This window comes from Gemmatimonadota bacterium (genome assembly GCA_022560615.1).
Lineage (GTDB): Bacteria > Gemmatimonadota > Gemmatimonadetes > Longimicrobiales > Gaopeijiaceae > UBA1138.
Map to the genome: position 1 here is coordinate 1 of JADFSR010000051.1, position 22,205 is coordinate 22,205.

The 22,205-nt window shown below is 64.2% G+C and carries 19 protein-coding genes; 10 read left to right on the forward strand and 9 right to left on the reverse strand.

Annotated elements, in window-relative coordinates; genetic code table 11:
- The first annotated feature begins 15 nt into the window (after nt 1–15).
- Both IIB36_18220 and IIB36_18225 read left to right on the forward strand, forming a co-directional pair.
- Nucleotides 16–528 (forward strand): response regulator transcription factor, encoded by a 513-nt coding sequence (locus IIB36_18220; protein ID MCH7533677.1) that lies wholly within the window; start codon nt 16–18, stop codon nt 526–528.
- 72 nt (nt 529–600) lie between these two features.
- On the forward strand, nt 601–2,505 hold the full coding sequence (locus IIB36_18225) for a hypothetical protein (GenBank protein MCH7533678.1): 1,905 nt from the start codon (nt 601–603) through the stop codon (nt 2,503–2,505).
- A gap of 221 nt (nt 2,506–2,726) precedes the next feature.
- On the opposite strand, the gene IIB36_18230 is transcribed toward IIB36_18225, so the two are convergent.
- Together IIB36_18230 and IIB36_18235 are read right to left on the reverse strand one after the other, a co-directional pair.
- The gene (locus IIB36_18230) at nt 2,727–3,581 is read right to left on the reverse strand and encodes a metallophosphoesterase family protein (protein MCH7533679.1); all 855 of its coding nucleotides are present in this window, start codon (nt 3,579–3,581) and stop codon (nt 2,727–2,729) included.
- Nucleotides 3,578–4,546, reverse strand: a complete 969-nt coding sequence (locus tag IIB36_18235; GenBank protein MCH7533680.1) for a radical SAM protein — start codon at nt 4,544–4,546, stop codon at nt 3,578–3,580. Before IIB36_18235 ends, IIB36_18230 begins: the two co-directional genes overlap by 4 nt.
- Nucleotides 4,547–4,737: 191 nt before the next feature.
- Between IIB36_18235 and IIB36_18240 the strand changes: the two genes are divergently transcribed.
- Nucleotides 4,738–6,105, forward strand: a complete 1,368-nt coding sequence (locus IIB36_18240) for an NAD-dependent succinate-semialdehyde dehydrogenase (protein ID MCH7533681.1) — start codon at nt 4,738–4,740, stop codon at nt 6,103–6,105.
- Between the two features lie 29 nt (nt 6,106–6,134).
- Here IIB36_18240 and thyX read toward each other — a convergent pair whose 3' ends face one another.
- The 3 genes from thyX to IIB36_18255 all read right to left on the reverse strand — a co-directional run bounded on the left by thyX (nt 6,135) and on the right by IIB36_18255 (nt 8,879).
- Nucleotides 6,135–8,258 (reverse strand): FAD-dependent thymidylate synthase, encoded by a 2,124-nt coding sequence (gene thyX, locus IIB36_18245; GenBank protein MCH7533682.1) that lies wholly within the window; start codon nt 8,256–8,258, stop codon nt 6,135–6,137.
- A gap of 33 nt (nt 8,259–8,291) precedes the next feature.
- Nucleotides 8,292–8,558, reverse strand: a complete 267-nt coding sequence (locus IIB36_18250; protein MCH7533683.1) for a peroxidase — start codon at nt 8,556–8,558, stop codon at nt 8,292–8,294.
- A 75-nt stretch (nt 8,559–8,633) separates the two neighbouring features.
- Entirely contained in the window at nt 8,634–8,879 is a 246-nt protein-coding gene (locus tag IIB36_18255; protein MCH7533684.1) for a hypothetical protein, read from the reverse strand.
- Between the two features lie 90 nt (nt 8,880–8,969).
- Between IIB36_18255 and IIB36_18260 the strand changes: the two genes are divergently transcribed.
- The 4 genes from IIB36_18260 to IIB36_18275 all read left to right on the forward strand — a co-directional run bounded on the left by IIB36_18260 (nt 8,970) and on the right by IIB36_18275 (nt 13,932).
- Nucleotides 8,970–9,176: a hypothetical protein gene (locus tag IIB36_18260; GenBank protein MCH7533685.1), complete on the forward strand. Its 207-nt coding sequence runs from the start codon at nt 8,970–8,972 to the stop codon at nt 9,174–9,176.
- Nucleotides 9,177–9,184: 8 nt separating this feature from the next.
- Complete coding sequence (locus IIB36_18265; GenBank protein ID MCH7533686.1) at nt 9,185–10,690, forward strand: acyl-CoA synthetase; 1,506 nt, start codon at nt 9,185–9,187, stop codon at nt 10,688–10,690.
- 127 nt (nt 10,691–10,817) lie between these two features.
- Complete coding sequence (locus IIB36_18270) at nt 10,818–12,308, forward strand: sodium/solute symporter (protein ID MCH7533687.1); 1,491 nt, start codon at nt 10,818–10,820, stop codon at nt 12,306–12,308.
- 43 nt (nt 12,309–12,351) lie between these two features.
- The gene (locus tag IIB36_18275; protein ID MCH7533688.1) at nt 12,352–13,932 is read left to right on the forward strand and encodes a hypothetical protein; all 1,581 of its coding nucleotides are present in this window, start codon (nt 12,352–12,354) and stop codon (nt 13,930–13,932) included.
- On the opposite strand, the gene IIB36_18280 is transcribed toward IIB36_18275, so the two are convergent.
- Nucleotides 13,922–14,926, reverse strand: a complete 1,005-nt coding sequence (locus IIB36_18280; GenBank protein MCH7533689.1) for a hypothetical protein — start codon at nt 14,924–14,926, stop codon at nt 13,922–13,924. The two genes, IIB36_18275 and IIB36_18280, sit on opposite strands and share 11 nt — an antisense overlap.
- Nucleotides 14,927–15,140: 214 nt before the next feature.
- Here IIB36_18280 and IIB36_18285 point away from each other — a divergent pair, with 214 nt between their 5' ends.
- The gene (locus IIB36_18285) at nt 15,141–15,527 is read left to right on the forward strand and encodes a hypothetical protein (GenBank protein ID MCH7533690.1); all 387 of its coding nucleotides are present in this window, start codon (nt 15,141–15,143) and stop codon (nt 15,525–15,527) included.
- 27 nt (nt 15,528–15,554) lie between these two features.
- Here the strand turns inward: IIB36_18285 and IIB36_18290 are convergent, their stop codons facing one another.
- Nucleotides 15,555–16,733 carry a DUF1343 domain-containing protein gene (locus tag IIB36_18290; GenBank protein MCH7533691.1) on the reverse strand — a complete coding sequence of 393 codons (1,179 nt, stop codon included), beginning with the start codon at nt 16,731–16,733 and terminating at the stop codon, nt 15,555–15,557.
- A 289-nt stretch (nt 16,734–17,022) separates the two neighbouring features.
- Between IIB36_18290 and IIB36_18295 the strand changes: the two genes are divergently transcribed.
- The gene (locus tag IIB36_18295) at nt 17,023–17,676 is read left to right on the forward strand and encodes a transposase (GenBank protein ID MCH7533692.1); all 654 of its coding nucleotides are present in this window, start codon (nt 17,023–17,025) and stop codon (nt 17,674–17,676) included.
- Nucleotides 17,673–18,413 carry a nucleotidyltransferase family protein gene (locus IIB36_18300; GenBank protein ID MCH7533693.1) on the forward strand — a complete coding sequence of 247 codons (741 nt, stop codon included), beginning with the start codon at nt 17,673–17,675 and terminating at the stop codon, nt 18,411–18,413. Before IIB36_18295 ends, IIB36_18300 begins: the two co-directional genes overlap by 4 nt.
- A 583-nt stretch (nt 18,414–18,996) precedes the next feature.
- On the opposite strand, the gene IIB36_18305 is transcribed toward IIB36_18300, so the two are convergent.
- Nucleotides 18,997–19,314 carry a protein kinase gene (locus IIB36_18305; protein MCH7533694.1) on the reverse strand — a complete coding sequence of 106 codons (318 nt, stop codon included), beginning with the start codon at nt 19,312–19,314 and terminating at the stop codon, nt 18,997–18,999.
- A gap of 186 nt (nt 19,315–19,500) precedes the next feature.
- A complete protein-coding gene (locus IIB36_18310; GenBank protein MCH7533695.1) occupies nt 19,501–21,903 on the reverse strand; it encodes a protein kinase in 2,403 nt (800 codons plus the stop codon).
- Between the last annotated feature and the right edge of the window lie 302 nt (nt 21,904–22,205).

Here is a 22,205-nt window from a genome sequence, read left to right on the forward strand (position 1 = left end):
ATCTCGTCACGAACCGTGCACTTCAAAATAGCTCCGCCCGAATCACTCGCGGCCGCCGTACGCGAGATCTATCCCGAGGACGAGGGGCTGCGTCACGAGATGCCTCCGCTCACGCCCGAAGCCAAGGGTGGGCCGCACATCCTCGTGGTCGACGACGACGCATCGATGCGCCTCATGCTCTCGAGCATGCTTTCGGAGCAGGGTTTCCGGGTCGCCGAGGCCGCGGATGGCCCCGAGGCACTCGAAATGCTTCGCGGCGACGATCCGTTCGATCTCGTGACGCTGGATCTGCGCATGAAGGAGATGCACGGCCTCGAGGTACTCCACAATATCCGCTCGCGGGTTGCAACGGCCGCCCTTCCTGTGATCGTGGCGACGGGTTCGGACGACCCGTCGGTGGAGATGCAGCTCTTCGAGGCGGGTGCGGACGACTTTGTGGTCAAGCCCGTCGATCCACCGCGTTTCGTGTTGCGCATTCGAGCGGTGCTGCGGCGGCGGAGCTCCAATCCGCTGGCCGACCTCTTCTAGCAGCCGCTTTGAACACGCGACCAGCCAATGTGTACCTAACTTTCGCTCCGATCGCCGCATCCAACCGACATCATGAGCCAGCACCAGCATTCAGCCCTGAGCCAGTTCGTTGCCGAGATGCGCCGCCGCCACCTGGTGCGCTTCGCTTTCGGGTATCTGGCAGCCGCTTTCGTAGTCCTGCAGTTGGCGGAGATCGTTTTCCCCGCATTCGGCATGGGCGAGCTCGCCCTCCGAATCCTCGTCATCGTCGTCGCTCTGGGCTTCCTGCCTTCCGTGGTACTGGCATGGATCTTCGATATCACCGGCGGGGGGATCAAGCGAACAGAAGGAGGCGCAGCCGACGGGCTGATCCCCAGGCTCGCGCTTCTCGTCGTTACCATCGGTGTCGTGGGAGGGTTGACGGTGTTCATGGCCAGCACCGGCGTCTTCGAGGCGCGCACTGAGGACGGCGACGACGCGCCTTTCGAGTTAGCGGAGTACGACCCCTCGGTACCGATTCGTTCGATCGCGGTTCTCCCTCTCGAGGACTTCTCGCCCGATGGGAGTCAGCGGTACTTCACGGCCGGCATGCACGAGGAGCTCATCGCGAAACTGAGTCAGCTCGAGGCATTGCGCGTCGTGTCGCGGACCTCGGTGATGCAGTACGCCGGTACCACGAAATCGGCGCCACAGATCGGACGCGAGTTGGGCGTGGACGCGCTGATCGAAGGCTCGGTGAACCGCTCTGGCGATCAGGTCCGCATTACGCTCCAGATCATCCACGCGGCGAGTGACTCGCACATCCGGACGCTTCAATTCGACCGGGAGATCGGAAACGCGCTCGCGCTGCAGACCGAAGTCGCTCACGCGGTTGCCCGCGAGATCGACAGCGAGCACGAAGAGGAGTTGTTCGACCGTACCGCGATGAACTCCTCGCCCGGTGAGGACGCCTACCTCATGGGCAAGTGGGAGTACGATCGCGGAACTCCGGAAGGGTACCGCATGGCCTTCCAGTACTTCTCGGACGCGCTCAAGAACGACCCGAACTTCGCGCCGGCGATGGCGGGTCTCGCGGGTGCGCGATTCCTGGTCGACATGGAAGACGGCGAGATAGATCCTCACGAGCTCGAAATGGCCCGGTCCGAGGCCGCGAAAGCGGTAGCGATGGACGCGCATTCGATTGAAGCGATGGAGGTGTTCTCCTACATCGAACGATCGATTCCGCTGGTGGGCCCAGAGGGTACGCTTGTGTCGTCCTCTGAAAAAGGGACGAGCACAGTGCGCGTAGTCACGATGCCTGGAATGCCCGACTCGATTACCGTCAACCTCTCGAGTTTCGACACCGAATGGCTCTCCGCGGAGACCGGTCTGGGTCGGCGCCTGGAGGAGCAGGTTCGTCGTCGTGCCATGCGTGGCGGCATCGCCAACGGCCAGCAGCAAGCGCTTGCGGCCCGCCAGCTCATGGGCTCAGGTCGCTTTATGGAGGCTAGAGGGATGCTCGAGGACCTCGTCACCGCTTCGCCCCATATCGCGCCGGCGTGGGAGATGCTCATGAGGTCCGAGGTGTTCGAAGGTGACCTCGCAGGTGTGGTTGCCGTCCTGACCAGGTGGCAGCAGTCGGGCGCCCCTGGGGCTCCGGACGAGCAGGTCGTGGTACGACTTCGGGATGCGGTCGAGCATGACGGTGCGCACGGATTCTGGCACTGGACGATCGATCGCCTCGAGGCGGCTCAGGACGAGGGGCAAGCCGTAAGGGATGTGGAGCTTGCTGCGGCGTACGCCGGTGCCGGCAACCACGCCGCCGCGCTGGAACATCTCGGTGTCGCGCTGGAGCAAGCCGAGCGAGGCCTGATGACACTGCGTTGGGACCCTGTATGGGACGACCTGCGTCGGGACGAGCGCTTCAAGGAACTAGTCCGTCAAACCCGCTCTCTACGCTTCTCCACGACGCCGCAACGAGACCCGTCCGGGAGTGGAGGGCGCGGCAACGGTCGCTAGGGCTGGCCGGCGGCCCGTTACTCCAACAGCAAGTTGGCGACGTCGACGCACGCGATCGCGAGCACCGCACCGAAGAGCGGCCAGAGCGTGCTTCGCACGTCACCGCGTCCTACGTCGGAGAGCTTCTCGACGAACGCGCCCCGCCCAGCACATGCGCGAAGTTCTGGCTAACGCTCGCTGCGTTTGTGGCGCAAAGTAGGCCGGCAGCTACGCGGCATCGCTCAGAATCGTCCCTTCGCCCGCTCTTTCCCAGGCAGGATCTCCAGGCACGTCGTCCACCATCCGGTGAGGATCGTCTGCACGAACTCCTCCGGCAGATCTTCGGACCGCATCTCCAGCGCGAGTGCCCGGTAGTCGTAGCTGACGGGGACAAACTCGACCGTGAGCTCGCGTCCCTCCGCCTCTAGCAAGGCGTACCAGACTTCTGTTCGCCCGTCGTTCGCGGGTCGCCCGAGCGCCCCGACGTTGACGTACGCTCCGCCGAACTCCTGCCTGGCCGAGGGCGACGCGTTCGGATCGCCCCACCTGCGCTCCCAGTGGATTCCGGTATGCGTGCCGAGCATCACGTCGGCCCCGGTGTCTCTCGCGAGCTTCTGCAGGAAGTGCGTCGGCGTGGTGGACTCCCACAGGAACTCGTTGATCTGTCGAGGGCTTCCGTGGCACGCTAGCACGGAAAGTGCTCCCAGCTGGAATCGCAGCTCACTTGGAAACGTGCCCATCCACGCCCGATGCTTCGGCGACGTATTGCGGAAGGTGTACTGGTACGACAGGCGCGCGAACTGGTTGTCGCGCGGGTCGGTATACCCGCACTGGCAGTCGTCCAGTCCGCGTGCGACGGAGTCGTCATAGTTGCCGCACACGACAGGGATACCGGAGTCTCTCAGGACACGCGCTGCTTTGTCGGGGTGAGGGCCGAAGGCCCCGAGGTCACCGAGACAAATGACCTCGTCGACGTTTCGCCTCTTCGCGTCCGTCAGAGCGGCTTCGAGCGCGAGGTGATTCGAATAGACCCCACCGAAGACGGCGATCCTGTGATACTCCTGCTGGCTCGGAAAAGCGGCTCCACCCGGGTTCACGAGAAATCCTTGGTGTATCCGGGCGTGTTGGAACAGATCGCGCCGCTCACATAGCACGTGTAGCACGCCTGCTCCGACAACAGCGCGGGAGCTGCCACGGCCTCCTGCAGAGTCTCGCCCAGCCGACCGGACTCCGAGTCGAGTAGGATCGGGCAGACCCAGATGCCGCGAGCCGTGACGAGCCGAGCCCGTGCGCAAAGCAGGAGATCCGCATCGTAGGAGACCATCATCTCCGCCGTGACGCGGTCGGTTTCGCAGTAGCCTCCCGCACGCTCCTGCTCGGCCCCTATACGCAAGCGCGGCAAGATCTTCACGCGGGCACGGACGTAACCGATGCCCGCGAGTAGTTCTCGGAAGGCAGCAAGCACTTCCGGCGTCTCGGGGTCTTGCCATGTCTGCATCGCGGTCACGATCGGCAGGAAACCCGCAGCCACCAGACGCTCCATTCCTGCCATCGCCCTCTCAAACGCCCCCTCGCCGCGCAGCGCGTCGTTCATCTCTCTAGTCGTGCCGTCGATGCTCACGCGCAGCTCGAGCGTGTACATCGATCCGCCCGCAATTCGCGCTAGCTCATCCACGGTTCGCTGCGGCAGCAGAGTCGCGTTGGTGAGCACCGTAGCCGGACCGATCGCCAACGTGTCATCGAGAATCCCGGTCATCTCCCGGTTCATGAAGGGCTCCCCCCCCGTGAAGTAGTACTCCTTCACCCCGAGCCTCGCTGAGGCCGCGAGGTGCTCTCGAACCTCCGCTCGGCCCAGGAACCAGTGGCTGTGGTTCTCAGGCGAGCAGGAGATGAAGCAGTGCGAGCACCTCAGGTTGCACACGGTGCCAGCGACCTGGAACCAGAGCTGGTCCAGCGCTGTGAGCGGCACCACCGGGGCGTCGATCACGGTCGAGCCCGCAGTCGCCTCGCGGCGACCGTGGCCAAGCGCTGAGGCGCCGAGAAGGGGTAGGTCTTTGCTCATGCTCCGAGGGGTGCGAGACGGCTTCATTCATCGTACGGCTCTGCAGGAATCCCTGCGAGCGACCAATTGGTTTCCGTGCTTCGGCTCTGCACGGTGAAACCCGCGGGGCGCATCCTGTGGAGGCGCTTCGGGCCGAGTAGCTTTGCGGGGAAGGGGCTCCGCACCGGGGCCTCCAGACCAAGCCACACGCCATGACCTTCGTTGCCGTGAACCCTGCCACAGGGGAGACGATCGCCACCTATCCGGACACGCCGGCCGCGGAGGTGGAGCGGACCATCGAGCGGGCTCACGACGCACATCTCGGTTGGCGGAATCGGCCGGTAACGGAGCGAGCCGAACGGCTGACAACCCTCGGTACGCTGTTGCGCGAGCGGGCAGAAGTGTTCGGTCGTCTGATGACCACCGAGATGGGAAAGCCGTTGAGGCAAGCGGTCGCCGAGGCGGAAAAGTGCGCCTGGGTCTGCGACTATTACGCCGAGAACGCCGAGCGCTTCTTGGCTCCGGTTCCGGCACCGACCGACGCCTCGACCAGCTATTGGGTGCATCGACCTCTCGGGGTGGTGCTCGGCATCATGCCGTGGAACTTCCCTTTTTGGCAGGTGATCCGGTTCGCTGCACCGGCGCTCACTGCGGGCAACGCGACCCTGCTCAAACACGCGCCGAGCGTGCCGGCGTGCGCCGAGGCGCTCGAGACGCTGTTCGCCGACGCAGGATACCCGGCCGGACTCTTCGCCAACCTCTTCATCGACGTCGAAACGACCGGTGCGGTCATCGAGCACGAGCTCGTGCGCGCCGTCAGTCTCACCGGCTCCGTGCGGGCGGGTCGAGCGGTGGCGGCTCGGGCCGGCGCCGCAATCAAGAAGTGCGTGCTCGAGCTTGGCGGGAGCGACCCTTCCCTGGTGCTGGAAGACGCCGATCTGGACGCGGCAGTCGCGAGTTGCGCATTGGCACGACTCTTCAACTCCGGTCAGAGCTGCGTCGCGGCCAAGCGTTTCGTCGTTGTCGATGCGGTGCGCGATGCGTTCGAGCAGAAGCTCACGACCCGCCTGGAAGCAGCGATCATGGGTGACCCCATGGACCCCGGCACCGAGCTGGGCCCGCTGGCGCGGATCGATCTGCGGGACGCGCTGCACGATCAGGTACAGCGATCGGTCGCAGGCGGCGCACGCCTCGTCATGGGCGGCTGCGTGCCCGAGCGGCCCGGGGCGTGGTATCCGGCCACGCTGCTCGCGGACGTCGGATCCGGGACCGCGGCATACGAGGAGGAGCTGTTCGGACCCGTCGCCGCGATCCTCCCTGTCGCAGACGAAGACGAAGCGATCAGGGTGGCGAACGACACACCGTACGGCCTCGGAGCCTCGGTCTACACCAGCGACGTGAAACGGGGTGAACGCATCGCGGCAGATCTCTTGGACGCCGGCAACTGCTTCGTGAACGGCATCGTGAAGTCCGATCCGCGGCTGCCGTTCGGCGGCACGAAAGAAAGCGGCTACGGTCGTGAGCTTTCCCCGTTGGGGATTCTCGAGTTCACGAATACGAAGACGGTCTGGGTGAAGTAGTCGCCATCCGGTGGCAGAAGCTTGCCAGCCTATTCAAAGTTCCCCGGTACCGCTTCGAACATCGTCTTCGCGACCTCTTCCGCCGACTTCATCTTGGACAGGTCGAGGTCGAAGTCCGGACGGGCCGGCGCCTGCAATTTCGCAACCAACTCGCGGACTTCTCGAGGGGAGAGTCCCGCTTCCTTGAGCTCATCGGCGCCCAGCGAGACCCCGGTGCGAGCGGAGATCCCGTCCTCGCCACCGACCAGGAGTCGTGACAACACCTCGAGCTCCGCGCGGCTCATGGTTTGTCCTACGAGGTCGTAGTCCACCCAAGCTTCGTACGAGAGCGGCGTGACCCGCTTGACCATGCCCGCGATGATCTCGGCGTAGACCCGAATCTCCCACTGGGCGTGCGGGTCTGCACGTAGCGATAGAAAGTGCAGCAGGTTGTGCAGGTTGATCTTCCAGTACCACTGCGTATACGTCGAGAGCGGGAGGTCGATGCGGGCGATTTCTCGCGCGACGTCCTCGCCGACCATCCAGGTGTAGCCGTCGCTCGCCGTCTCGCGAAGGCGGTGCCAGCGCTCGACAGCGTCGGCGTAAAGCGTATCCGATGCCTCCGCGCCCCTGCCCTGCTGGTTCTGAGCGCTCTGAAGCGCGAATTGTTCGCGCTCGGGCATGTAGTACAACAGCGGCATGAGGCTATACCGCCCGCTGTACTCATTTACGGAGTTGTGTGTGACGATCCCGTTCGCGATGAAATTGCGGTAGGACCCCTCGACCTCCAGGTCATACGTCTCCTTCTCGCCGACGAACTCGAAGTCGAGGATACGGACCAGCTTCGCGCTGTCCAGTCGATTCCACGCAATACGCTCGCGAGGCACCCACTCCGACTTTACGGCTCCTCCTCCGAGGCGCTCGACGTACTTCAGTTCCTTGCCGGCAATCTGCCTATGGCAGTCGCCACAGAGCGTCGTGAGGTTTTCGATGTCGCGTGCGCGCCCGAGGTCGGCCCAAACCGGCACGATGTGATGGCAATGCAGCTCGGACGCCCGCGTGTGGCAGAGCTGGCACGTCCATCCGTTCGCTGCATGGACCTTGGCCGCGACCTCGGTTGTCCACCGACCGATCGAGTCGCGTCCCGTCGTCCGGCCGCCGCGCCAGAAGTTCGAAGCAGAGCCGGACCGGACCCTGCGGTTTGCTGTGATCCACTCCTCCGAAAGTTCGCGGGGCCCGAGCCGGTACGTCTGGCCCTTGTTCCACGGAACGTGGGCTTCTGCGAATCGCCCTCGCCCCCGATCGGTCAGCTTGTAGCGCGCCAGCCACTTCCGGATCGTGTGGTACGAAACGCCACAGGCTTCAGCGAGGTCGCTGATCGGGCGCCTGTGACCCCGGTACTCCCGCTGGAGCCACACCGGGTCACGGTACAGCAACGGTCGCTCTTCGGCCGCACCGTTGACGTATAGGAAGTGGTCTCCCGAGTCCCAGACGGCCCGGCCGCCCCGTTCCCGCACACCCGCGGCACCCTTGAGGGTGTTCCAGCCCTCCGCGAACAGGAACCTGTGGTCGGCAGTGGCCTCAATCTGCTTGCCGTCGGCAAGCGTCATCCGGAACACGGGCTTCCGTCCGTTGCGGTACACATCGACAACCCGCGTGTGTTGGAGTTCGAGCGAGTCTTCGTTCACTTGACGGAGCTTCATGCCCCGCACGCGGTCACGCCTGTGGAACGGATTGCGCTGCTTGTCCGCGCGACTCCGGTTCTCGGTCGGCTGGAAGCGCTCCCAGATATCCTCCACGCGGAGCTTGTAGAGCTGGTTCCCTCGGCGGGCCACTCCGCCCGGTAGGTCGAAATAGACCTCGGTCCCTTCCGCCAAGCAGGCCGTCCGATGTCGTATCCACTGCCGGGCGATGAACATCGGCATCGCACAGTGGAACTTGAACTCCACCATCTCCGACGGCGTCGTGTGTCGATGACGACGCAAGTACCGCACGAGCCCGCGCGTGGCCGACACCTTCCGTGTGCCGTATCCGTAGCTGACGCGTGCCGCCCTCTCGACGTCCGAGTCCGTGCCCATGTAGTCGACGAGCGCGACGAACCCATGATCGAGCGCGGGGAAATAGCCGCCCAGAATCTCTTCCGCGGCCGGACTCGTGGGTCTCTTGGTCTCCATGCCAACGAATATAGGCAGGGGTCAACTGGCTGTTCAGGCGTCGTCCACACCCCAAAGTCGGATGAAGTCTTCCGGTTCGACGCCCAGCCCATCAGCAACGCGCGTGATGTAGTTGAAGTAAGCCACGATCTGGGTAGCGTCATGGATCGCGGTGTCGTCGAACCCGTGCGAGCGCAGGACCTCGATGTCCTCGCCTTCCATATCGTGCTGATGGAGTGTGAGCTTCTCCGCATATGCGCAGAGCGCACGATCGGCTTCATCAAGGTCGGCGTCACGCCAACCGCGGCTGATCGCGTGCACAAAGGCGTCCGCAGCCGCGTCGGTGGCGAGGATCTCCGTGACCTCTTCCCGGAGGTCGTGCGCGTGCGCCTGCGTTCAGTAGAAGCAATCGTTCAACTGGGACGTGACGACGGCGAGCATCTCTCGTCGCCACCGGGTGAGCGGCGAGGCCCCGAACATGATGGCGCCGTACAACCGTAGGGACGCATCCATCGTGCCGGGGTTGAGACTCATGACATGCACGATGTGCCACACACGGCCCGCGCGCTCTTGGGCTGTCTCGAACTGTTTCCTCAGCCACCCGGTGGCGTCTTCGACGGCGATCTGCTCGATGTAGGGCATGGCCGGAATCTACGCGAAGGGCTGGAAGGTGAACCACGACGGGGTCAGATCCGTAGTAGAATGCACTGGACACTCTGTAGGAGGTGAACCGTGGCTCAGTGCAGTGGAAGTACGAAGAAGGGAGACCGGTGCAAGAGGGATGCGCGAGGTGAGTCACGGTTCTGCGCCATCCATCGGGACCAGGAGATCCGTGCACGGGAGCCCAGCGAACGAGGTGAGTGGGATCACGACGCCATTATCAAGGCGGTGATCGGCTTCGCGATCATCGGACTGTTCTTCATGATGCGAAGGCGGTAGCGCCCGCGTTGACTCTACCCCTGTTTGAGCGTGCCGCCGGGATTCGCGACAGGACGGCAATCGTAGCCCCTGAAGGGGTCTTCACATTCGGGGAGTTGCTCGATACGTCCGGCCGAGTCGCCACGCGGCTGCTCGCCGGACGCGACGACCTGCACTCGGAGCGGGTCTGCTTCCTCGTACCTCCAGGCTGGCACTACGTCTCGGTCCAGTGGGGCATATGGCGGTCCGGCGGCTTCGCGGTACCGCTGGCGACATCTCATCCTGCGGCAGAGCTCGCCTACGTGCTCGACGACGCCCAGCCCGAAGTCGTCGTCGTACATCCAGAGCTGCTCGACCGGGTCACGGACGTCGCGGCGGAGCGGCGGCTGACCGTGTTACAGACTCCCGCGCTGCTCGCCGAAGGACCGATCGGAGTCCTGCCGGAGTCGGCTGGGGACCGGTCCGCGATGATGCTCTATACCTCCGGCACCACGGGGCGTCCCAAAGGCGTCGTGATCACGCACGCCAACCTGCAGTCCCAACTTGAGTCGCTAAGTAGGGCGTGGGGTTGGAGCGAGCACGATCACATCCTACTGCACCTGCCCCTGCACCACGTGCACGGGATCACGAACGTCCTCACCTCGGCGCTCTGGAACGGAGCCACCTGTGAGATCCTGCCGCGCTTCAACGCGGTGGATGTGTGGGAACGCCTCTCCCGGGGCGATTGCACGCTCTATATGGCGGTGCCGACGGTATACCGGCGGCTCATCGAAGCGTGGGAACGTGCCGACCCACGGACGAGAGAGGCTTGGAGCGCCGGCGCACTGGCTTGCCGACTGATGGTGTGCGGCTCGGCCGCACTTCCAGTGCCGACGCTCGAGCGCTGGCGGGAGATCACCGGGCAACGCTTGCTCGAGCGCTATGGCATGACCGAGATCGGCATGGCGCTCTCGAATCCGCTCGACGGGGAGAGGCGTGCGGGCCACGTGGGCCAGCCGCTACCCGGTGTCGACGTCCGCCTCGTGGATGAAGCCGGCAGCCGCGTGGCCGCAGGTGCCGCTGGGGAAATCCAGGTGCGAGGGCCAACAGTCTTCTCGACCTACTGGCAGCGTGAGGACGAGACACGCGCAGCGTTCGGCGACCTGGGCTGGTTCAGCACCGGAGACCACGCCGTGGTCGAGGACGGCGCGTATCGCATCCTCGGACGCTCGAGCGTGGACATCCTCAAGACGGGTGGGGAGAAGATATCCGCGCTCGAGATCGAGGACGTGTTGCGCTCCTACCCGGGTGTCGTGGACTGCGCGGTCGTCGGCGTCCCGGACGCCGACTGGGGCGATCGCGTCTGTGCGGCGGTCGTTTGCGATCCGGCCCATCCACTCGAAGCGGAAGCCCTGCGGGGGTTCGCTCGGGACCGGCTGGCGCCCTACAAGGTGCCCAAAGAGGTCCTGCTCGTGGACGCCCTGCCGAGGAACGCGATGGGAAAGGTCATAAAACTCACGGTGTGCGAGCTCTTCGACGCGCCCGACGTCGAATAGCTCCGCATACGAGCTCGTCTGACGGGCTCCGCGCAACACGGCTTGCGCCGGCCTCCGGCGCAGAGTCTAGTGGGGCGTCTAGAAAACCTCCCGACCGACTGATCATGATCTGCGCCCTGGAGAGCGAATGATCGACGCCGTGCTGGGCAACCTGCGCGAGTACTGGATGGTGCACACGCTCATGGCGCTCTACACCGTCATACTCGCGCATCACGCCTGGAGCGGGAACAAGAAGACCAAAGACCTCGCCGACTACTACGTCGGCGGCCGCAGCATGGGCGGCTGGATCATCGGTCTCTCGTTCTTCGCGACGTACGCGAGCACGAATTCGTTCGTGGGCTTCAGCGGCCGCACGTACGATTGGGGGCTGCCCTGGCTGTTGTTCATCCCCACGTCGGTCGCCTTTTGCCTCTTCGCGTGGATCGTCGTCGCTCCGCGGTTGCGCAGCTTCACCGCGGCTATGGACTCGTTGACGATCCCCGAGTTCATCGGCTTTCGCTTCAACAGCACGCCGGCCCGGGTCTTCGCCGCGCTCATCGTCATCGCGGCCTCGCTCTTCTACATGACCGCGGTCTTCAAGGGCATCGGCAACCTGCTCGAAGTCTTCCTCGATATCCCGTACAAGATCTCGATCGTCATCGTGTTCTTCATCGTCATGACCTATACGATGATCGGCGGCTTCATCTCCGTCGTGAAGACCGACGCGGTCCAGGGTGTCGTGATGATCATTGCCGCGGCGCTGCTCTTCTTCGGGACGGTGAACGCGGCAGGCGGCCTGGGTGCGATCGCTGAAGTTAGGACGCAGCCAGGCGGCGAAGCGCTCTTCACGTGGGGAGGGGGCGTCGCGGTCCCGGTCCTGATCGGCACTATGGTCGCGGGTCTCGTGAAGTTCGCGGTCGAGCCCCGTCAGCTGTCGCGCTTCTTCGCGCTGGGGAGCGACAAGGCGATCCGGACAGGCATGTGGGTGTCGTCTCTGACTTTCGCTGTCGTCTTTTCGCTGCTGATCCCGGTCGGGATGTACGCGCGGCGGATCTTCCCCGACGGCATCGCAGACACGGACCTCGTGGTCCCGAACCTGCTCAGTGAGGTCTTCGGGCGGGGCACGAGCTCGTTCCTGCTGGTCGCGATGGTCGCCGCCGCGATGTCGTCGCTCGACAGCGTCCTGCTCGTGATGGCATCGACCACCGAGCGCGACCTGGTAAGCATCGCCCGGCCCGGCCGCAGCGAAGAACAGGAGATGTTCTGGACGCGTGGCTGGGTGGCGCTCTTCGCGTTCATCACGATGCTGATCTCGCTGAACCCATTGGGCGGTATCGTGGAGTTGACCGCGTTCAGCGGGGCAGTCTACGGCGCATGCTTCTTCCCCTCATTGGTGCTGGGACTGCACTGGAAACGCGGGAACGGCACCGTCGTGATCGCTTCCTTCGTGACCGGAATTGTCGTGCTCCTGGCCTGGGATCTCGTCCCGGGTTCTGAGATCCTACACGAGATCTTCCCGGCGATGGGGCTGTCCACGGCAGTCTATGTCGGACTGGCGATGGCGACCAAAGACGCGGCGAGCGAGGCAGTGGTCGCGTTGATCGAGGGAGGTGGAAGGATCTCCGAGACGAGATCGTAGTAGCAGTCAACACTCCACGCTCCCGAACCCCAATGGATTGGCCGTGAGCACGCTCATACTCGCCGAGCATCAAGCCGATATCCTCGCCTCACTCCGGCGCCTGCAAGGCCGAGGTACCGTGGGAGATGTCATGGCGGACTCCGGCCTGCCCGGCGACGACGTGCGCTCGGGGCTCAAGGTGCTCTTGGAGTCGCACCAAGGGCACCTCGCGGTCTCCGACTCCGGCGAACTGCTCTACGAGTTCGACGAGAATCTGATCGTCCGCGGAACAGAGCCGGTGCTCGCCCGCGTGAAGCGCACGGCGACCGATCTGTTCACGAAGGGCTTCAAGGCGACGATCGTGATCGTGCTCGTCGTCTACTTTCTCGTTTTCGTGGCGCTGGTGATCGCGGCACTTCTCGCGAACAGGAACAGCAGCTCCCGAGGGGGCGGACTGTTGGGAGGACGGAGAGGTAGGGGTCATGGCCACTTCCACTTCGGCAACTTCTGGCTCTGGTACTACATCTGGACCCCGCGGTGGAGGCTCGGACGGCCGTACTACGGCCACCGCTGGGAGAGCTCGCTCGCCAAGGAAGACCGCCCGCCCTTCTACAAGAAGGTCTTCGCGTTCGTTTTTGGCCCGGACAAGCCGAAGCCGACTCAGAAGCAGCTCGATCGGAGCACGATCAGGCTCATCCGCGCCCGCAATGGCGTGATCACGACGGCCGAGCTCGTGGAGCACACCGCGCTCACGTTCCCGGAGGCCGAGGACGAGATGGGACGGCTACTGGGCGCCTACGACGGCGAGGCGGCGGTCTCGCCGGACGGCGAACTCGTGTACGCCTTCCCGGGACTCATGCTCAGCGCCCACGACGCGAAGGTACGCGAGCCGAACCCAGCGTGGCTGCGCCTAGAGCACAAGCAGGAGCTGACCGGCAATACCGCGAGCTCGAACGCAATCGTCGCCGGCATGAACGGCTTCACGCTGGTGGCAGCCGCGACCGCGCCTTGGTTCATCTTCCCTCGGCTCGGAATCGGTGGTCCTGCCGCATTCGTCGGGCTCGTCCTGATACCTCTCGTCTTCAGCGTCGTCTTCTATGGAGTCCCCTTCCTTCGCATGTGGGGAGTGATGCGAGAGAATAAACGGCGGGACAAGCAGAACATCCGTCGGGTACTGCTCGGTCTGGTCTACAGCCGGTCGCTGGACGGAGAGCGTGACGTCGGCACGACCGAAGCCTACGAGCACGTGGCCTCCCGGCTGAAGTCGCAGGTCGTCAAGCGGCTGGACGTCGACGCGGCGATTCAGGCGTTGGCGGCCGAGCTCGACGCCGAGGTCGTGATCGACGACACCGGAGATACGCGGTACCGCTTCCCGGCCCTCCGCCAGCAGTTCAGGGCCAGTGAGACCGTACGCAGGAAGCTGCAGCTCGAAAACCGGACGCTGGGGGAGATCGTCTTCTCTACCAGCGACTCGGCCATCGAGGCCGGGGAACGCGAGCTCGCGCTCTTCGACCGCGAACTCACAGCGGGCGAAGCCAACTTCGACCGCTACCTCCCGGCGCTCGACAAGATCGGATTCGAGGACGACTACGATCTCGTCGCGTTCGACGAAGAACTGAAGCAAAGGGGTCTCGTCAAGGCGTAGGCGGACGGCCTCGGCATAGTGCTTCAAGGCCTTGAGCGAGCTCGTCGTCAGGCGCACCGCGGGCGCGGGATATCGCTGAGCAAGCGATCTCTTCGAGCGGCTCGGCAGCGCGGATGCTTCGGAGGGACTCGCCCACCCTCTCCCGGATACGAGCGGAGAGCCGGTCGATCGCGTCGAGGAGCGTGCCGTCTCCGTCCGCCCTCTCGCTGAACTGCGCCTGTGACGTGCCGTTCACCACCAAGACCAACCTCGCCACGAGGAGATAACCGTCGCCCTCACGGGAGATCTCGCCTTCCACCGTGGCCTTGATGCCCTCTCGTTCCGCCAGCGCGCGCGCGACGGCCGGCGTGAGCGACACCCCCGGATCCCGACCCATCCTCCGCAACCCCTCAGAGATCGTGGCGGCCCCTACCAGCGTCAGGACCCGTGACTCAGAGAAGTCCACGCGGAAGGCGTCTGTCACGGCGGCCCCAAGCGCCGCGTCGTCAGTACGATTCTCGAATTCGGCCAGCAGCACGCCGTCCCCCTCGTCCAGAATGCCCTGCGCCACGAGAGATCCGACCGGTCCGATGCCGAGGGTCCACATCGTCAGATATGCGACCACTGAACCACCCAGGAGGCCGGCCGCGGCCACCGCGCCCAGAACGGAGTTCCGCCACGTGAAGACCCCCGACCCGTACATCGGGTGCGCCTGGGGCACGACGAGGACCTCCGCCGGAGTCTTCCCCACAACATCGTCCGGGTGGATCTCTTCGTGAGGATCCGCGGTGAGGCCCGGCACACCGGATTGAATGAAGGCTGTCGCTGTGACGATCGGGAATCCGATCACCAGCAGCGCGAGCGCCATCTTCGGCGTCCAATCCGGCAGACCCGCAAAGTTGGTCAGCAGGCCTACCACGATGAGCAGGAGCCAAGACATCCCGAGATAGACGCCGAGTACGTGCCACACCGACCGGCGATGGATTTCGCGGATGAGCTTGCGCACACGGTACATCGAGGCCATCCAAGGCTGCGACCCGGCTTCGAGCGCGCCGGGATAGTCGCAGAATGGGGGTGCACCGCCTATTCTTCAAGCTCCCCAGTTTCGTCAAGCTCCCCAGTTTCGTCACAAGTGCGGCTCGCAGGCATAGTAGTGCCCACCGCTTGTGGTTACTTCCGTCCTAGATGCGTCGTATTATGAAACGGTGGCTGGCTCCGGAGGTGAGGAGATGATGATGAGGAAGACACTGATGTCGCTCGCCGCGCTCGTAGCGATCGCGGCCTGTGCGACACCCGGACGAGTGGTTGAGCGTGGACAACTCTTCACCCGCGAGCCCGTCGGGGAGGAGATGATCCGTATTCACGTGCAGAACGACAACTTCATGGATGCGCGGCTGTACGCTGTTGGCTTGAGTTCGCGCCAGCACCTCGGCGTCGTCACCGGTAAGCAGCAGGCCGTGCTGGAGATCCCATGGGATTTCAGCGAGCCTCTGCGCATCGAGATCGACCTGCTGGCGGGCCCGAAGTGCACCACGCGCACCATTAACGCGGACCCCGGCGACATACTCGATCTGAGGATCGAGTCGGTGCTCTCGAGGAGCGCCGCCTGCTCTTAGCGGCCTAACCGCGTCGCGCGCCGACTGCTACTCGTAGAGCAGAAAGCGCGCGACGCTGTCGTCGAAGTCGGCGAGCTCGCCCTCGACAGCGTGTAGGATTTCATCGACGGTCGCGCCGGAATCCACACCGGCACGCAATCCGTCGTGCCCCCAGAGAATGTCGATAGGAGCGAGCGTCTCTTCGTACTCATACGGCGGGTCCCGCCACGCGAACGCGTCCGGGGCCAGCTCCTTCGCGGCGCTGAGGAGAGCCACCGCCGTCCGTATCGGCTCGAGCGTCTGGGCATCGAGGACGTGGAGTTGAGCGCCGCCGCACATCGTGCCCGCGTGCTTGTGAAACGCCGGCTCGAAGTAGCACGGGCGAAATCGTACTCCAGGAAGACGGTACCCTTCGAGTCGTTCGACGAAGGCACGGGCATCCAGGTACGGGGCGCCGACGAGCTCGAACGGCCGTGACGTGCCCCTCCCTTCCGAGAGGTTGGTGCCCTCGACCAGCACCGTGCCAGGATAGACCTCGCACGAGTCGACCGTAGGTAGATTGGGGCTCGGCATCACCCATGGTAGTCCGGTGTCGCGCCACCTCATCCGCCGGCGGAGCCCTTCGCAAGGAACGACCTCGAGCTCGCACCCGATGCCGCGCACATCGTTGAGCCACAGCGCCAGCTCTCCGCACGTGAGCCCGTGCCGGAGCGGCACGGGATGCAGGCCCACGAAGGACTCGAAGCCCGGGCGGAGCACGGGACCCTCGCGGCGATCGCCCCCGATGGGGTTCGGGCGGTCCAGTACCACGAAGCGCACACCGGCCTCAGCGCACGCCTGCATCGCGAGCGCCATCGTCCACACGAAGGTGTACACGCGGACCCCCACGTCCTGGAGATCGAAGAGGATCGCGTCCAGACCGTGCAGCATCTCGGGGGTGGGTTTTCGGACCTCGCCGTACAACGAGTGAACGGGGAGGCCGGTCACCGGGTCGACGTAGTGCTCCGACTCGATCATGTTGTCCTGCTTTTCTCCGCGCGCCCCGTGCTGGGGTCCGAAGAGCGCACGCACGTCGAAGCCTGCCGCGAGCAGGGCGTCAGCCGAGAAGGTCAGCTCCGATGTCACAGACGCCGGATGCACGATCAGCCCGCAGGCAGTTCCCCGTAGGTGGTCGGCCCCGCCCGCGAGGACCCGGTCGACACCCGTACGGACGCGGATGTGGCTCAAGAGCCTAGCATCCCGTCACTAGCTGCTCGCTAACGATGGCCGCGAGGTCACTGAGCATTGGCGCACCCCGAAACGCTTCATGTACCGGATCTTGGGAGATTGCTGGGAAGCCCGAGAATGGGCGGCGGGGCTTGGCCCCGCCAGCCCGGCCCTCAATCAGCTCTGAACGCTGTCACCGGATCGACTCGGGCCGCCCGGCGGGCGGGCAGCAAGCACGCCCGGCGTTGCTGCATGGCTCCCGATTGTAGCTTCAAAGTGACGCGAAGCCCCAGACCCGGAGTCAGCACCCGTGAAGTATCCGAAGCGCAGTCAGTACAAGTACGCGAAGCCTCGGTATCGGGTGCGGAATTGGGCTGAATACGAGGCTGGACTGCAGAAGCGTGGCGACGTGATAGTCTGGCTCGAGGGCTTCCTGCGCTGCCTAGCAGAGTTCTTCGAGATCGATCTCCCGATCGGCGATCACACCACGCTGTCTCGGCGGCTCAAGACCCTCCGTGTCATTGGATTTCGCACGCTCGCCACGGGTCGACCGATCCACCTGCTCATCGTCGCCTCGGATCTGACCGCTCGCCGGACGCATGACTGTACCCAGGTCCCAGCCTTGCTTGAGCAAATTACTGATCCCCTCGCATCGGTCTCGGCCGACGGTGCGTACGACAGCAAGGCGGTTTACGAAGCGGCCCATGAGCAAGGTGAAGGACGGGCGGTGCGGGTGCTCATCCCGCTTGGACGTAACGCCCAGCTGAATCCGGAGCCCTCGGCTGCCCTGAGGGAGAGGAACCGGAACATCCGCTCGATCCGAGAACTCGGGCGGCGCGAGTGGCACAGCTCCTCAGGCTATAGCAAGCGCAGCATGGTCGAGAATACCATATTCCGACACAAAACGGGAATTTGTCCTCGACTCCGAGCCATGGTCCACACATGTCGCCCGAGGGTCGCGTGAAGGCGTACGTCCTGGCCGCGGGTTATGCGACGCGCATGTATCCGCTCACCCGAGATATCCCGAAGACTCTGCTCGAGGTGGGAGGAGCGCCGACTCTCACGCACATCATGGGTCGCCTCCGCGTGTTGGACGGACTGACCGAAGTCGTCATCGTCACCAACAAGCGATTCCTTGATCGGTTCGAGTGTTGGCTCGAGACGCAAGACCCCTGGGTCCGGTTCACGCTCCTGAACGATGAAACGACGTCGCATGAGAATCGCCTGGGCGCCATCGGTGACCTGAGATTCGCGCTCAAGATGGTGCCGCTGGAGGATGAGGACGCGATTGTTCTGGCGAGTGACAACCTCTTCGAGGTCGACCTCAGGGACGCTCATCGGGAGTTCCTGGCACGTGGCCGAACGACGATGCTCGTGCGGCGAGTGAAGCTTGACGGGGGACCTTCTCCATACAACGAGGTCACGCTGGGCGAGGACCAGCGGGTCACTCGGCTCCGCGAGAAACCCGCCGACCCGCAGACCGACCTCAGCGCCATCGCCGTCTATTTCTTTCCCCGACAGGATCTGGCGCTCCTCGACGAATACCTGGAGAGCGGGAATCCGGACGCTCCAGGCCACTTCCTAGCGTGGCTCGTGCAGCGCGTTCCCTGTTATGCGAGCCCGCTCGAGGGTGCCTGGTACGACATCGGGAGCCTCGAGAGCCTCGCGGCAGCGCGCGCCCGGTTTAGCGTCAAGTCGTGAGTCTGCAGCGGGTTGGGTTGGGGAGTTCAGGCGCCGGGGTACATCACTCTCCAGATTCGGCCGGGCTTGCCGTTCGAGATGTAGACGCTGCCGCCCGGTCCCACGAGCCGTGAAACACGATGAACGCACCTCCCCGGCCTGGCAACCACGCGACGGCTTCCGAAGCGAGCCTGAGCCGAGAAGCTGGCGGGCTGCTCCAGACACCCCCGAAGTGTCGCACACTGGCGAGACGAGGTGCGGTCAGAAGAAACCCGGCTACATCACGAATCCGCCCACGTCATCGAAGTCGTAGATCACTTCCCGTTGCTCGGTGGCATACCGTGAAGAAGTCGGCCGGTCGAACATCTGCAAAGGCGTGTTCAATATCCCTCAACTCGTCGGTTCCAAAATGCGCCATGTCGACCGAGAATGGCGTGGAGGGCGCAACCTAATCCCCTGCAAGCTCACGGATTAACGATCAGCTGGGTTTTGGAACAGGACGCCACCGATGACCCCTGCGAGATCCCCAAGATGGCGCTCTAGCGCGGATCGGCGGCGGTAGGCCTGGTACGGGCGGACCAGGCGCCTACCGCGGCAGAGATCGCTAGATCCCCGCTCGCGAGTCGGGTGGAAAACGGTGCACCGAAGCAGCCCGAACATGTAGAGAAACATGACGGCCCTCGGGCGTGGCACCGCCGTCGTACACCTTGGCGATGTTGGGGTGGTCCATGACGGCTAGGGCTTGACGCTCGGCCTCGAAGCGGGCGACGACTTGCTTTGTGTCCATCCCTAGCTTGATGATCTTGAGGGCGACTTGCCGCCTGACTGGCTCCAACTGCTCGGCGAGCCACACCTCCCCCATCCCGCCTTCGCCGAGAAGCTCAAGCAGCTTGTAGGGGCCTATCTGGCGTGTCTCAGACACGGTAGCGGCCCTCTAGGGCTGCGTTCAGGCGGGTGATGGCTTCACTCATGCGCTCAAGATGCGGCGCAGGTCAGCAGAGCGCGAGCAGACCCCACTACACCAGGATCGAGCCGAGCATCACCACGCCTTCCGCCAAGATCCGCAGCCAGGGGATCGCCCCTTCGACGCTCACTCCATCCGTCGCGGTCAAACGCCAATGATTTCAGCGCGGACGGCGGACGACTCGAACCCGACGCGGTCCAGAAGCTCCTGGAAGCGGGAGTCGTCGCGCAGGTTGTCGAGCCTGGGATCGACGTTCAGAAGCGGAATACAAGCCGCACTGTCCTCGAACGCCTTGTCCAGCCACTCGATCGCGGCGTCCTCGTCACCGAGCGATAGGTGGACGACCGCGATCTCGTACGCGCAGGTGTAACGCTCCCGCGAGATTTCCTCCACTTCGCTCAGAAGCGCTCTGGCGTCGGACTCCCGGCCGGCCTCGGCGTACCCGTACGCCAGGAAGGCCTTGAGCATGGGGGCATCCTCCAGGCGGGTCGCTTTCTCAAGCTCTGTGATGCCCTCCCCAAACACGCCGTTCTCCACTAGCGCGAGCCCCAAATGAGCGTGGGCAAAGGAGTTCTCAGGATCCAGGTCCACCGCCCTCCTCCCCTCCTCGATGGACTCGGCGTACCGCCGTGCCATCAAAAACGTCCACTGGGTACCAGACCCGCCCGCATAGACCATGATCGATTTCGGATCGATCTCCTGGGCCCGCCGAACATGGCTGACCGCTTCGTCCATCCGTCCCTGGCTGGCGAGATAGGCCGTGTACACCAGGTGTGCTTCAGCGGAATTCGGGTTCAGTTCCAACGCCGTCACAAGCTCCTGTTCCGCGGCGGTCCAATCCCAGTCAAAGAACAAGTAGGCGAATCCCAGCCATGTGTGGGCCGCAGAGAGACTGTTATCGAGCTGGATGGCTCGTCGCGCCGCTGCCTTCGTCTCAGGCATCGCAACGAGCGGCGGAAGATATTCGAGGGCGGAAAGGTTACCGTACGCGAAGGCCTTCCCAGCATACGCCGGCGCATACCGAGGATCCCGGATGATCGCCTGATCGAAGTAGTCGATCGCTTGCTCGAGGGCCTCTTGGGACAGCTGGTTGGCGTGAAATCGACCCTGCAAGGTGAGCTCATATGCCTCGAGGTCTTCAGTGCCGTGGCGTGCGAGCGGGGTCTGGTCGCCTGCCATCACTGTGACCTGGAGACGCTCTGCGATCGCTCTCGCTATCGCGTCCTGGATCTCGAAGATGTCGGTGAGTTCGCGGTCGAAGGTTTCAGACCACAGATGGAATCCGCTCTCGGCCTCGATCAACTGAGCGGTGATCCTTAGTCGGTCACCAGACTTCCTGACGCTGCCCTCCAAAACGTTAGCCACGCCCAGTGTGCTCGCCACCGTCGCGATGTCGGCGCCTTGCTCCGCAAGGAGAAACGTGGAGGTACGAGCCGCCACGTTCAGGCCCGCGATCTGAGTCAGCGCATAGATGATCTCCTCCGACAGCCCATCGGCGAAGTATTGCTGGTCGCCCTCGGGGCTCAGGTCATCGAACGGAAGGACTGCGATGGATCGCTCGACCGAGGCCGAGCGTAATCCGCCTCCGAACCAGATCCACCAGCCGAGACCGATCGTGCACACTGCCGCCAGAGTCGCGAGCCCAATACTCAGCCGCTTCCACAGACCCGAATCGGCACCCGCCAGTCCTGCAACAGCCTCTCCATACCGGAAGTGCTCATCCCCCAGTGCTCTTACGAACTCTTGCGCCGAAGTGAACCGATCCGCTGGCAGCTTCTCCAGCGCCTTCCTGATCGCGGCGTCCACGTTCGCCGAAACCGTTGGGCGCTCCTCCATCGCTGATACCGGTTTGCCAGAAATGATCTTGCCGAGCACCGCTTGAGCGGTACTGCCTCCATAGGGCGGCTCACCGACCAGCATCTCGTACAGAACGGACCCCAGAGCGTACGTGTCGGTGGAGGCCCCTACGGCCTGATCGCCTGTCGCTTGTTCCGGGCTCATGTAATAGGGAGTGCCTAGGCTCAGGCCGGTCTCAGTCAGTCGGTTACTTCCAGCGGCTCCTACGGCCAACGCGATCCCAAAGTCTGCCACGACCGGCTCACCGTCCTGGAGCAGGATGTTGCCTGGTTTGATGTCGCGGTGAATGATCCCATGCTCGTGCGCGTGCTGAAGCGCACCGGCAACCTTCGAGGCGAGAGCCACCGCGTCGTCCACGGGAAGCTGATGCTCGCGGTCCAGTCTGTCCCGTAGGCTCTCCCCCTCCACGTACGGCATCACGTAGAACACGTAGGAGTCCGCCTCGCCGGAATCGAACAACGGCAGAATATGCGGATGCTGGAGGTTGGCGGTCGTCTTGATCTCGGCCAGGAACCGCTCGGCTCCGACGACTGCCGCCAACTCCGGCTTCAGCACCTTCAGCGCGACTTTGCGCCCGTGCTTGATGTCCTCGGCGAGGTAGACGGTCGCCATACCGCCCTCACCGAGTTCGGACTCGATGCGGTAGCGGCCTTCGAGGGCTGCGTTCAGGCGGGCGATAGCTTCGCTCATGCGCTCAAGATGCAGCGCAGGTCAGCGGAGCGCGAGCAGATTCGACTACTCGATCACCACGCCTTCCACGAAGACGCGAAGCGGCGTTGGTGCATGGCTCGGCACTCAAGGCAGATCCCCCCTCCCCCGAGCGGGAGTCACTCCACGCGGTAGCTGCGGGCATCCCAAGCTGGGCCATCGTGTTGAGGATCTTGCTCGCCAGCTGTACCTCGACTCGTTGTCCATCGAAGGTTCGACTTCGCATACTTCGACCGATGATCGTCTTGTACCGGAAGACGGTATTCTCGACCATGCTGCGCTTG